The organism is Nocardia sp. NPDC046763, assembly GCF_040645495.1.
Classification (GTDB): domain Bacteria; phylum Actinomycetota; class Actinomycetes; order Mycobacteriales; family Mycobacteriaceae; genus Nocardia.
On the sequence record NZ_JBEYYI010000019.1, the window covers coordinates 1 to 12192 of the forward strand.

Consider the following 12192-nt stretch of genomic DNA (forward strand, 5'->3'; position numbering starts at 1 on the left):
TCAGGCGCTCCTCGTCCAACCTCGTTTCCCAGGCCCTTGGGGCTCCGGGTCGGTGTCCGTGTCGCTCTGACCTGGAATAAGTTACGTGTTGCTACGAACAGAAGTCAAATCGGCTGGTCAGAGGCGCAATTCACGCAATTCGCGCGCTCTCGGTCTTGCGACCCGTCGCCAGGTGGGCGACCTTGGTGGTGTGTACGTCTGCGATTGGTCGATTACCAGTTCTGTTGTCGACGAGTTCGCGGAACGACTTCCCGGCCATAAAGAGACCGATTGGTGTGTTAGTTGGCTGCCGGGCCGATTGTTCACCCGCGCCCAGGCAATGGCCGCCATCGAATTGACGGAACTCCTCTTCGACCCCGCTCGCCCCGCGGGCGCCGATATCCACGCCACCATTGCCGCGACCGCTGAACAGCTCGGCATCCGGCCCATCGATGCGGCCGTCACCCTCTCGGCGCGACACCCCAACCGCTGACCCCACCGCTGTCCGGCCGCACCGTTACCGTCCACCCCTCGGTGGGCCCGGATACGCCGTGCGGCCGATTCCCGCCGGAAGCCCTCCGCCCACGGGTGGAATTCCTTTGACACACACCGGGATCGGTCCGAGATTGGAGCTGTGACAGGGGTAATCGCACGTCCCGAACGATCCGGAACCGACTGGTCACGATGGTTGCGGGGGCCGTCCGACCAACCGCGCTGGGCCCGGCCCGCACTCCTGGGCATCGCTGTCACGGCCGTCGTCCTCTACGCCTGGGGCATCAGGTCGCAGACACCACACCTCTACTACTCGGCGGCCGCCCGCTCGATGAGCATGAGCTGGCACAACTTCTTCTACGCGGCCTTCGACCCGGACGCGACCATCAGCATCGACAAGCTGCCGGGCGCGATCTGGATCCAGGCGCTGTCGGTACGGGTATTCGGACCGCACACCTGGGCGTATCTCCTGCCGCAGGTGATCGAGGGCGTACTCACTGTTCTCGTGCTCTACCGTGCGGTGCGGCGGCTGTCCGGTCCGTACGCGGCCCTCGTCGCGGCGGCGGTCGCGGCCCTGGCGCCGGCGGTGGTCGCGCTCGACCGCGGCAATATCTCCGACACCCTGCTGATCCTGCTGCTGGTGCTGGCCGCGGATCAGGCGGCGGCCGTGATCGTGTCGGGGCGGGTGCGGAATCTGGTGTGGTGCGGGCTGTGCATCGGCCTCGCCTTCCAGGCCAAGATGGTGCAGGCCTGGCTGATCGTCCCGGTCCTGGTGGCGGCGCTACTGCTCGCCGCGCCGAGAACCGTACTGCGGCAGCGCATCACGAGTCTGGCCTGGTTCGGCGCGACCGCGCTGGCGGTGTCGCTGAGCTGGATGTCCGTGGTCAGCGTGCTGCCCGCCGGGCACCGGCCGTACGTGGACGGCAGCCACCACAACTCGCTGTTCGAGCAGGTCTTCATCTACAACGCGGCCAGCCGCACCAATGACGGATTCAGCGTGGGGTCGGCCAACTTCACCACCGGCGGTCAGGGCTCGGGATTCCGCTCGGAGCTGGTGCTCGGGCCGGACAGCCGGTTCGACCATCTCTTCGGAGGCGGCGGCGGGCGCGAGACCGGGTGGTTGATTCCGCTCGCGCTCGTCTGCCTGATCGCCCTGGCCTGGGCGGCCCGGCGGCGGCCGCGCACCGACCGCGAGACCGCGGCGCTGGTGCTGTGGGGCGGCTGGCTCGTGGTCCACCTGGCGATCTTCCTGGCGATCGGGACGGTGAACCCCTACTACCTGGCGGTGCTCGCACCCGCGATCGCGGCCCTGATCGGCATGGGGGCCGAGGCTTTCCGGAAGACGGATGACCGCCGGGTACGTGGGCTGGGGCTGGCCACCGTGGCCGCTACCGCCGCGTACGGCTGGTGGCTGTCCGCGGCCGCGCCCGGCTGGGTGCGGGCCGGGCTCGTGATCGTCGCCGTGGTCCTCATCCTGGCGGCGCTGGGTGTCCGCGAATCGTTGGCAACCACACTGCTACTCGTCGCGGCACTCGCCGCGCCGACGACGGCCGCGGTCTCGGTGGTCGCGGACGGATACGGCCCGCTCGACACCCCTTATGAATCGGCGCAGGCCCGGCGGGTAACCCAGGGCTTCATGGCCTCCGCCCTCACCTCGGCCCGGAAACTCGATGCGCAGCTCGCGAAAGCGCCCGACCAGCCGCGGTATCCGCTGGTCACCTTCACCTCCGCGCTGGCCTCGCCGTTCATTGCGAGCAGCGGCCGGCAGGTGCCGGCCATCGGCGGCTTCACGGGCGCGGCCCCGGTGCCGACCACCGCCGAGGTCGCCCGCATGATCGAAGCCGGCGAGGTCGGACTGGTCCTGGTGACCCCCGCGGACGACGACCGCGTGACCTGGATCCGGCAACACTGCCGTGCACTGCCCGGCGGCGGGGACAGCGCCGCGGTCCTCGCCTACACCTGCGCCCGCCACTGACGGCGAAACCGAAACGGTCCCGAATCACTGTGCGGCACTTAGCATCACTGACCATGCAGGACATCAACGGGCTGATTCACAAGATCAAGCACGGCCTCGACACCCAGGTGAGCCTCTCGCGGCTGCGGCGACACCGCACCCTCGCGGACGCCGCGAGCGGACGCACCATCGTGATCACCGGAGCCTCCTCCGGCATCGGACGCGTCGCCGCCGCACAACTCGGCGCGGCCGGAGCCACCGTGCTGCTGGTCGCGCGCCGCGCCGCGGAACTCGAACAGGTAGTCATCGACATCGAGGCCGCGGGCGGCAAGGCCGTCGCCTACCCCTGCGACCTCAACGACTTCGACGCCCTCGACGCCATGACCGCCAAGGTGCTCGCCGACCACGACCACGTCGACATCCTGGTCAACAATGCCGGCCGCTCCATCCGTCGCCCGCTCGACCAGTCCTACGATCGCTTCCACGACTACGAACGCACCATGCGGCTCAACTACTTCGCGGCCGTCCGCCTCATCCTCGCCTTCGCCCCCGGCATGCGCGACCGGCGCGACGGCCACATCATCAACATCCTGTCCCTGGCCAACCTCTACGGCGGACCGGGCTACGCCGCCTACGTCGCATCCAAAGCTGCCCTCGATTCCCTGAGCACCAGTCTCCAGGCCGAAACCCACACCGAGAACGTGCGTTTCACCTCCATCTACCTCCCCCTCGTCCGCACCCCGATGATCGCCCCCAACGCCGTCTACCAGAACGCCGACGCCCTCACCCCCGAAGAGGGCGGGCAGATCATCTGCGACGCCATCATCGACCGGCCGCGGCGACTCGCCCCGGTCATGGGACGAGTCACCGCGCTCATCGACAGCGTCCTGCCCGAACGCGCCGACGGCATCCGCAGCGCCCGCTTCCGGCACGGCATGTAAACATCCGGCCCGGCCGGTGAGCCGTGCCAGCGTCTGGGGGCCGCCCTCATTCGGTGCGGCGGCCCCCACAGCACGGCCGGCACCAGCATCCACCCGCTCCACAGCACATACCCGGCGAAATTCGCCTGCTGCGCACCCGGCACGTGCCGCGGAGCCGCCACACCGGCCAGGATCAGGGCCGCCGCCACTGTTCCGAGCACCGCGAACCAGCTCGGAAAGCCCCTGTGCCACAGAGCTGATGCCGACAGCACCGTCCATGCGGCGGTCAGCGAATAACCGCACAGCTCACCGAGCGCCGTACCCGGCAAGCGATTCCAGAACTCGAACTCGGTTGCGGCGGAGCCACTTCCGGACACGGCGCGATCCACGAGACCCGGCACCAGCAGCGGCCAGCGCAGCCTGCCGACGGCCTGCGCCCACGCCCGCCGCGACCCCCGCCCGCACCGCCCAGCGCATGCACGCCGAATCATCGCGGCGGCCGGCCAGTAGCGCTAGCAGCCCAGGCCACCGCTCCCGCGAACAACGAACGCGCACAGTGGCTTTCGGTTTGCACATCGGTCCGGGACCGGGCCGACGCCAACCCCGCCGAATACGGACTGCTCTACGGCAGCCCACCCCCGGCTACAACGCTCCGAAGGACACCGTCGGCCCCGCCACGGTCGTCATGCTGCTCGCCGGCATCGCCGCCCATGCCGCGGCCGCCGACCGCCTCCACCCCACGCCCCGCCCCGGGTGCGCGCGGATCTGCGCACCCTCATCGAACAGCAGTCATCCGATCTCCCCGAAGAGGTCCTCGACCGCGTATTCCTAGCCTGGACACAGCTTTTCGGCCTGGCCACCTTCGAGATCTTCGGCCGCCTCGACGGCACCATCGAAGCCGTCGCCGACTACTTCACCCACCACATGAACCTCATGGCCGACCTCGTCCGCCTCCCCACCGGAAGCTGATCCAACACAAGCGAATCGGCCCGAGTCACCACGGCACCCGTGCCACCCTCCACAAAACACTGGGCCCGGCCACCATCAGGTGGCCGGGCCCAGGTCGTTCAATTCCGTTGCCGGAGGCGCGGACTAGAAGTCCATGCCGCCCATGCCGCCGGTCGGGTCGCCCGCGGGGGCGGCCTTCTCCGGCTTGTCGGCGACGACGGCCTCGGTGGTCAGGAACAGGGCCGCGATGGAGGCCGCGTTCTGCAGGGCCGAGCGGGTCACCTTGACCGGGTCGGCAACGCCGGCGGCCAGCAGGTCGACGTACTCGCCGGACTCGGCGTTCAGGCCGTGGCCCGCCGGGAGGTTCGAGACCTTCTCGGCGACAACGCCCGGCTCCAGGCCGGCGTTGAAGGCGATCTGCTTCAGCGGGGCGGACAGCGCGACGCGGACGATGTTCGCGCCGGTGGCCTCGTCACCCGACAGGGACAGGGCGTCCAGGGACGGGGCGGCCTGCAGCAGCGCCACGCCACCACCGGCGACGATGCCCTCTTCGACGGCAGCCTTCGCGTTGCGGACGGCGTCCTCAATGCGGTGCTTGCGCTCCTTGAGCTCGACCTCGGTCGCGGCGCCGGCCTTGATCACGGCAACACCGCCGGCCAGCTTGGCCAGGCGCTCCTGCAGCTTCTCACGGTCGTAGTCCGAGTCCGAGTTCTCGATCTCGGTGCGGATCTGCGCGACACGGCCCTTGATGGCCTCCGGGTCGCCCGCGCCCTCGACGATGGTGGTCTCGTCCTTGGTGATGACGACCTTGCGGGCGGTGCCCAGCAGCTCCAGACCGGCGGTCTCCAGGGAGAGGCCGACCTCTTCGCTGATGACCTCGCCACCGGTCAGGATGGCGATGTCGGCCAGCATGGCCTTGCGGCGGTCGCCGAAGCCCGGGGCCTTGACGGCGATGGACTTGAAGGTGCCACGGATCTTGTTGACGACCAGGGTCGACAGGGCCTCGCCCTCGACGTCCTCGGCGATGATCAGCAGCGGCTTGCCGGCCTGGATGACCTTCTCCAGCAGCGGCAGCAGGTCCTTGACGGTCGAGATCTTCGAGCCGACGAGCAGGATGTACGGGTCCTCGAGGACCGCTTCCTGACGCTCCGGGTCGGTCACGAAGTAACCGGAGATGTAGCCCTTGTCGAAGCGCATACCCTCGGTCAGCTCCAGCTGGAGGCCGAAGGTGTTGCTCTCCTCGACGGTGATGACGCCTTCCTTGCCGACCTTGTCCATGGCCTCGGCGATCAGTTCACCGATGGACGAGTCGCCCGCCGAGATACCGGCGGTGGCAGCGATCTGCTCCTTGGTCTCGACCTCCTTGGCGGTGTCGAGCAGCTTGGCGGTGACGGCCTCGACGGCCTTCTCGATGCCGCGCTTCAGGCCGAGCGGGTTGGCGCCGGCGGCCACGTTGCGCAGGCCCTCACGGACCAGCGCCTGGGCCAGCACGGTGGCGGTGGTGGTGCCGTCACCTGCGACGTCGTCGGTCTTCTTCGCAACTTCCTTGACGAGCTCCGCGCCGATCTTCTCGTACGGGTCCTCGAGCTCGATTTCCTTGGCGATGGAGACGCCGTCGTTGGTGATGGTGGGGGCGCCCCACTTCTTCTCCAGCACGACGTTGCGGCCCTTGGGGCCCAGGGTCACCTTGACAGCGTCGGCGAGGCTGTTCAGGCCACGCTCGAGTCCGCGGCGAGCCTCTTCGTCGTACGCAATTGTCTTGGCCATTGCGTTGAGATCCTCCAGATCAGGGGATTGGCATGATCTGGTCAGGTTCGGTGCCCGCGACGGACGACCCGGCTCATTTGGTCAAATACAGCCCGGTCTCACCGTTTCCGACCTAGCACTCGCAGGTGCGGAGTGCCAATCCCCTTTTTAGCACTCGCCCCAGACGAGTGCAAGGTTGGGGAGATGGCCGCACGAGTCGTCTCGGCGGCCCGGATCCTCCGAGGACTACGAGAAGTGGGAGCGGTCGTCTACGCGCAGCAGCAGGGCGATCAGGGCGTCGGTACGACGTTCCTCCGGGGTGCGCGGCTCACCGTGTTCGACGGTGACGAGTTCGGCATCCTGGAGGAGGAGTTCGGCTTCGATTCGCATGATGGCCCGGATGAACGGTGGTGCGACCTCCGGTGGGAGATCTCCGTTCACGATGTAGCCGCCGTCCGGCGTGTCCTCGGTGGAGACATAACTGAGCGCGCGCAGCAGATCGGCGCGCTTTTCCCCCGCAACTAGGTCGGAACCCTCGTCGCCCGCCATTCCACAATCGTATCTGCCGCATCATGCACACCAGATGACCCGGTGACGCGGGCGCGTTCACGAGCCCTACATCACCAGGTCGGCAGCATGGTGGAGCGACACGCCGACTACTGCGTGTCGGGCGCGGGCGTCGTGACGCCGGGCACCGGCAGCGAGCTCAGCAGGTCCGCGATATCGGCCTGCACCGAGTCCTTGTCCAGACCCAGGCCGGACAGGATGCCGGCGCCGTTCTCCTGGTCCAGCAGGGCGAGCAGCAGGTGCTCGGTGCCGATGTAGTTGTGGCCCAGCCGCAAGGCCTCACGGAAGGTCAGCTCGAGGGCCTTGCGGGCCTGTGCGTCGAACGGGATGAGCGCGGGCACCGGCTCGCCTGTGGCGGCCGGGAGCGCGGCCGTGGCCACCCGGCGGACTGCGTCGGCCGAGACACCCCTGGCCTGGATGACCTTCACCGCGAGGGATTCCGGCTCGGCCAACAGGCCCAGGATCAGGTGTTCGGGACGGGTTTCGAGGTTGCCGACGGCCCGGGCCTCCTCCTGGGCCGCCATCACCACGTGGCGGGCGCGCTGCGTGAAGCGGGCGAACCCGGCATTGGGGTCGAGGGCGGCGGCCTGGCCCGGGTCGGCGGGGGTCTTGGGGACGAAGCGCTTCTGAGCGGCCTGCTTGGTCACGCCCATGCTCTGGCCGATATCGGTCCAGGACGCGCCGGAGCGGCGGGCCTGGTCGACGAAGTGGCCGATCAGATGGTCGGCCACCTCGCCGATGTGGTTGCCGAGGACCACGGCGTCGGAGAGCTGTTCGAGGACGTCGTCGGGGCGGGCCTTCTTGATGCCGTCGATCAGATCGTCGAGGCGGATGGAGTTCGTCATGCGTCAACTGTAGGTTGACCATACTGCTGTGGTCAACCATTAGTTGACGATTTTGGCTACGCCTGCGCCACCTTGCCGACCATGCGCACGATCTGTTCCTTGAACCACGCGGCCGTGCGGCCGGTCAGGACCGTGCGGGCATTCGAATCGTCGGCGTGCACGAACTGGATGACCCCGTCATGTCGGCCCAGGCTGATGCACTGGAAGACATAGCGGTATTTGCGGGCCGCGGGAGCCTTGCCGCGCAGCCGCGCCGCGATGGCGGTGGCCGCGTAGGTGCCCGCCGGAATGGCGGTGGCGCAGGCCATTCGGAGGTCGCGGCCATCCGGACCGGCAATAACCGCGGCGTCGCCGATCGCGTAGATGTCCGGATGAGAACGCGAGCGCAGCTCCTCGTCGACCAGGATCCGACCGCGCGGGTCCACGGCAAGGCCGGATTCGGCCGCCACCCGCGGCACCGCGAAACCGGTTGTCCACAGCACGGTTTCGGCGGGCACGTGCTCACCGCCGACCAGCGCGATACCGTCCGCGGCCACGGCCGCCACCTTGGCGTCGGTCAGCACCCGCACGCCCAGCCGGTCCAGGGCCGCGCGAATGTGGTTGTGCGCCTTGGCTGAGAGCCAGCCGCCGGGTTCGTCCGCGCTGATCAGTGACACCAGCAGGTCCGGTCGCGATTCGGCCAGCTCACTGGCGACCTCGATACCGGTCGCACCACCGCCCACCACGGCGATCCGGCCGGACAGCGCGGGAACGCGGGCGATGTCCTCCGGAACCGCCACGGAATGTGCGAATTCGATCGCACCGGGCACGGCCGAGCGGTCACCGGCGCTGCCGAGAGCGTAGACGAGGGTGTCATAGCCGAGGGATCCGCCGTCCGCCAGCGCGATGCGGCGTGCGACAGCGTCGATGCGTTCGACCCGCCCCTGCACGAACTCGATACCCTTGCCCGCCAGCATCTTCCGCAGATCCGCGCGCGGCACCTGCTGCCCGGCCAGCGCCTGGTGCAGTCGCACCCGGTCCACGAATTCCGTACGGGCGTCGACGACCGTGACCCGCGCCCCCGCGGCCTTGGCGGCCTGCCGCGCCGCGGACAGGCCCGCGTACCCCGCGCCGAGCACGACGATCCGATGTTCTCCGGTCATGAGAGGGTCCTTCCAGCTCTGGCGGGAGTTTCGGGGACTTCACGCCCCGGCCCGCTCGGTCCGACACCCTCTAGACCGGACAGTCCCACGATCCCTGACAGCTTCCGGATGTGTCCTGCGTCATATGCGAATTCGCGACGACGCGGAAATCGTCGCTATCCGGCGGCTTCGTCGGCGAGTTGCTTGTCGGCACGCGCGAGATAGGCCAGCTTGTCCGGGTTCACCACGAGCTGGATCGAGGCGATCGAAGGGCCGTCGAAGTCGGCGGACACCGTGCCCATCACGGTCCCCGCCAGCCGGGCCACGAACGCCGGTGCGGCATTGACCTCTTCGACCGCGAAGGTGAGACCCGGCACCTTGGTGAACAGACCCACCAGGTAGCGGGCGACGTTCGCGGCGCCGACGATGGGCCGCTTGGCCGCATTGATCTTCGTGCCGCCATCGGCGACGGCGACGATATCGGCGGTGAACATGGCCTCGAGCGCGGCCAGATCACCGGATTGCGCTGCGCTGAGGAACTTTTCGACCAGTTCGCGCGCGTGCGCGGGGGCGGGTTCGAAGCGCGGGCGCTCCTCGTGCACGCGGTGGGTGGCGCGGCGGTAGACCTGCTGTGAATTGGCCTCGGTGAGCTCGAGCATGTCGGCGATCTCGCGGTGGGCGTAGCCGAAGGCCTCGCGCAGGACGAAGACAGCGCGCTCGGTGGGGCTGAGCCGTTCCGCCAGCGCCAGGAAGGCGATCGACACCAGTTCCCGCTGTTCCGCCGATTCCAGCGGACCGAGTTCGCCGTGCCCGGTCGGGACCGGTTCGGGCAGCCAGGGGCCGACGTAGGTCTCGCGGCGGGCACGGGCCGAATCCAGCCAGCTGCGGCAGAGATTCACCAGGATGGTGGTCAACCAGGCTTCGGCGGAGCGGATTCCGGCACGATCGGTGCCGTCCCAGCGCAGGTAGGTCTCCTGCACAGCGTCCTCGGCCTCGGCGGCGGAGCCGAGCATCCGGTAGGCGAGCGCGAACAGGCGCGGCCGATGCCGTTCGAATTCGGCCAGCCCATTCGCGTCCATCAGTGCCCCAGTTCTCGTCGCACGCAATCGTTTGAGCACGATACGCCTGCCGCCGCGGGCCACGACGGTTACCACCCGCCACACGCCATCAGGGTGCGGTCCGCGCCCAATGAAGAACCAACGGCCGCCCAACCGAGAATCGGCGTGAAACTACTTGGGCGCCACCCGGATCGCCACCGCGACCGGCGTATTCGAATACGTCGAGGCCAGGCAGGCCAGTTTGGCGGTGCCCAGCGCCACGTTCGGGCTGCCGTCCAGGAACGACCCCGGATTGGCGGCCAGGACCTGGTCGATCACCTGCTTCTCGGCATCCTCGGTGAGGTCGCGGAAGTCGCCGCAGGTGGTCTGGGCGCCGGCGGGCGCGGCGGTCTTCTTGGCCGCGGAGGCGCTGGTGGGCGCCTCGGCGGGCGGCTGCACCGGAGCCACGGCGCTGGTGGAAGCGCCCGCGCTGGTGGTTCTGGCCACAGTGGTGGTCCCGGCCTGCTTCAGGCCGTTCGTATCACTGGATTTGTCCGAACCACAACCGGCGAGAGTCAACGCCATCGCACCGGCGGCGAGGGCGACGATCGAAAGACGCTTCATACCCTGCTTTCCGAACTTTCCCGAGAGTGCCAGCACCGGACCGGCCCGGCGCTCGCAGCAGCGTACCCGGCCCCGGCAACTCCCGGTAGAAAAAGTTCCGACCCGCGGCTCTCGTCAGTGCAGGTGCTGCTGCCAGTCCGCGGGCACCCGGCCGCGCGGACCGGGCACCGGCTGGTCCAGCGGATGCGCGTGCGGAGGAGCGAGTTCCGGGCCGCCCTCGTACATCTCCTTGTTCTCGAAGTTGTAGTACCAGTCCTCACCCGGCTCGAAACTCTGGATGAAGGGGTGCCCGGTGCTCTCGAAGTGCTTGGTGCCGTGCTGGTTCGGCGACATGTCGCAGCAGCCGATGTGCCCGCACTGCGCGCACCGGCGCAGGTGCACCCACCAGCCGCCGGCGGCATCGCATTCGACGCAACCGGATCCGCTGGGCGCGATGCTGGGGTCGATGCCTTCGATCTGTTCGGTCATCAGTTGCCTTCCGTCGTTGACTGCGCTGCCGCGAGGGTGGACTGCGCGGCGTCGGGGGCGGCCACCTCGAGCGGCAGCCGGACGATGAAACGCGTATTCCCGGGCTCGGATTCGACGCGGATGTCGCCGTGGTGCTTGTTCACCACGATCCGGAACGAGATGTCCAGCCCGAGCCCGGTGCCCTCGCCGACCGGTTTGGTGGTGAAGAACGGTTCGAAGATGCGGGTGCGGATCTCTTCCGGGATACCGGGCCCGCTGTCGCCGATTTCCACTGCGGCGCACTCGTTCTCACGATAAGTGCGGACGATGAGGGTGCCGCGCCCGGCCATGGCGGAGACCGCGTTGTCGATCAGGTTGGTCCACACCTGGTTGAGCTCGGCGGCGTAGCACGGCACCGGCGGCAGCGCCGGATCGTATTCCTTGACCACCGTGATGTCGTCGCCGATCTTGCGGGCCAGCATGACCAGCGTGCTGTCCAGTAGATCGTGCAGGTCCACCACCTGGAACGGGGCCCGGTCCATCTGCGAGTACTGCTTGGCCGCGTTCACCAGAGAAGAGATGCGGTTGGTCGAGTCGGTGATCTCGTTCATCAGCAGCTCGGTCTCGACCGTGTAGTTGAGCCAGCGCATGGCCGCCTCGAAAACGTCACCGCCACAACCGGACAGGGTGCCGTGCACCTTCTCCATCCAGTCGATGTCGAATCCCGCCTGCACGAAGTTCGGCGCGATGTCCCAGCCATTGGCGACGCTGTGGTCCTCGAGCCAGTCACCCAGCTCGTCCTCGCGGTCGGCGGCCTCCAGCGGCGTCAGCGTCGGGGCCTTGGCGACCTGGGCGGCCGCCTCCTCCTGCAGCTGGGCCAGCGCCTCCATGGTCTCGGAGTTGAACTTGCCGTGCGCCATCATCTTCAGCTTGTGCCGCATGCCCGCGACCCGCTCGCGCAGCGAGGAGGTGGCGCGCACCGCGGCGGCCGCCGGATTGTTCAGCTCGTGGGTCAGGCCCGCGGAGAGCGAACCCAGCGCCAGCAGCCGTTCCCGCTGACCGATGCGCTCATTGGCATTACGGTTGCCGAAGAAGACGCCCTCCAGCAGGTGCAGCGCCATCGGGAACCATTCCTGCATCATCTTCGCGAAGGTGCCGGCGTCCAGCACGAAGAACTTCGAAGGCCGGGTCACATAGAACGACGCGGTGTAGGTCTGTTCGACCTTGTCGCCCATGTAGGCCGTCCACGCGCCCGAGTACGAGCCGACGTGCTCGGTGCGGACGAGTTCGATCTCCTCGCCGCCCGACATCTTGGTCAGCCGCACCTCCCCTTCCATCAGGACGTAGAAGCAGGTGGCCGGGTCGCCCTCGCGGAAGACCAGCCCGGGCTCGAACATTTCGACCCGGCCGTCCTTGCACAGCCAGGCCAGCTGCTCGTCGTCGAGCTTCTCGAACAGGAACAGCTTCCGCAGTTCGTTCGGGTCGCAGATCAATCGGGTGTTGCCCATTCGC

The 12192-nt window shown here is 68.4% G+C and carries 12 protein-coding genes; 4 read left to right on the top strand and 8 right to left on the bottom strand.

Translation table 11 applies throughout. From position 1 onward, the window contains the following. Window positions 1-172: 172 nt before the first annotated feature. From ABZ909_RS27440 to ABZ909_RS27455, 4 genes are all read left to right on the top strand, one after another. Window positions 173-472: a hypothetical protein gene (locus tag ABZ909_RS27440; protein ID WP_357004782.1), complete on the top strand. Its 300-nt coding sequence runs from the start codon at window positions 173-175 to the stop codon at window positions 470-472. Window positions 473-613: 141 nt separating this feature from the next. Continuing rightward, window positions 614-2446, top strand: a complete 1833-nt coding sequence (locus ABZ909_RS27445; RefSeq protein WP_357004785.1) for a glycosyltransferase family 39 protein — start codon at window positions 614-616, stop codon at window positions 2444-2446. Window positions 2447-2499: 53 nt separating this feature from the next. Further along, window positions 2500-3366, top strand: coding sequence for an SDR family NAD(P)-dependent oxidoreductase (locus tag ABZ909_RS27450; protein ID WP_357004787.1), 867 nt, complete (start codon window positions 2500-2502; stop codon window positions 3364-3366). Between the two features lie 732 nt (window positions 3367-4098). After that, entirely contained in the window at window positions 4099-4314 is a 216-nt protein-coding gene (locus tag ABZ909_RS27455; RefSeq protein ID WP_357004790.1) for a TetR-like C-terminal domain-containing protein, read from the top strand. 123 nt (window positions 4315-4437) lie between these two features. On the opposite strand, the gene groL is transcribed toward ABZ909_RS27455, so the two are convergent. The 8 genes from groL to ABZ909_RS27495 form a co-directional block, all read right to left on the bottom strand. Then, window positions 4438-6060: a chaperonin GroEL gene (gene groL, locus ABZ909_RS27460; protein WP_357004792.1), complete on the bottom strand. Its 1623-nt coding sequence runs from the start codon at window positions 6058-6060 to the stop codon at window positions 4438-4440. Between the two features lie 225 nt (window positions 6061-6285). Further along, entirely contained in the window at window positions 6286-6588 is a 303-nt protein-coding gene (locus ABZ909_RS27465; RefSeq protein WP_071343351.1) for a hypothetical protein, read from the bottom strand. A 107-nt stretch (window positions 6589-6695) separates the two neighbouring features. Beyond that, window positions 6696-7451 (bottom strand): Clp protease N-terminal domain-containing protein, encoded by a 756-nt coding sequence (locus ABZ909_RS27470; protein ID WP_357004794.1) that lies wholly within the window; start codon window positions 7449-7451, stop codon window positions 6696-6698. 56 nt (window positions 7452-7507) lie between these two features. Next, entirely contained in the window at window positions 7508-8593 is a 1086-nt protein-coding gene (locus ABZ909_RS27475; RefSeq protein ID WP_357004796.1) for an FAD-dependent oxidoreductase, read from the bottom strand. A gap of 155 nt (window positions 8594-8748) precedes the next feature. Continuing rightward, window positions 8749-9651 (bottom strand): RNA polymerase sigma-70 factor, encoded by a 903-nt coding sequence (locus ABZ909_RS27480; RefSeq protein ID WP_357004799.1) that lies wholly within the window; start codon window positions 9649-9651, stop codon window positions 8749-8751. A gap of 150 nt (window positions 9652-9801) precedes the next feature. After that, the gene (locus tag ABZ909_RS27485) at window positions 9802-10233 is read right to left on the bottom strand and encodes a hypothetical protein (protein ID WP_357004802.1); all 432 of its coding nucleotides are present in this window, start codon (window positions 10231-10233) and stop codon (window positions 9802-9804) included. Window positions 10234-10347: 114 nt separating this feature from the next. After that, window positions 10348-10701, bottom strand: coding sequence for a UBP-type zinc finger domain-containing protein (locus ABZ909_RS27490; RefSeq protein ID WP_357004805.1), 354 nt, complete (start codon window positions 10699-10701; stop codon window positions 10348-10350). Beyond that, window positions 10701-12188 (bottom strand): ATP-binding protein, encoded by a 1488-nt coding sequence (locus ABZ909_RS27495; protein WP_357004808.1) that lies wholly within the window; start codon window positions 12186-12188, stop codon window positions 10701-10703. Before ABZ909_RS27495 ends, ABZ909_RS27490 begins: the two co-directional genes overlap by 1 nt. Window positions 12189-12192 lie beyond the last annotated feature (4 nt).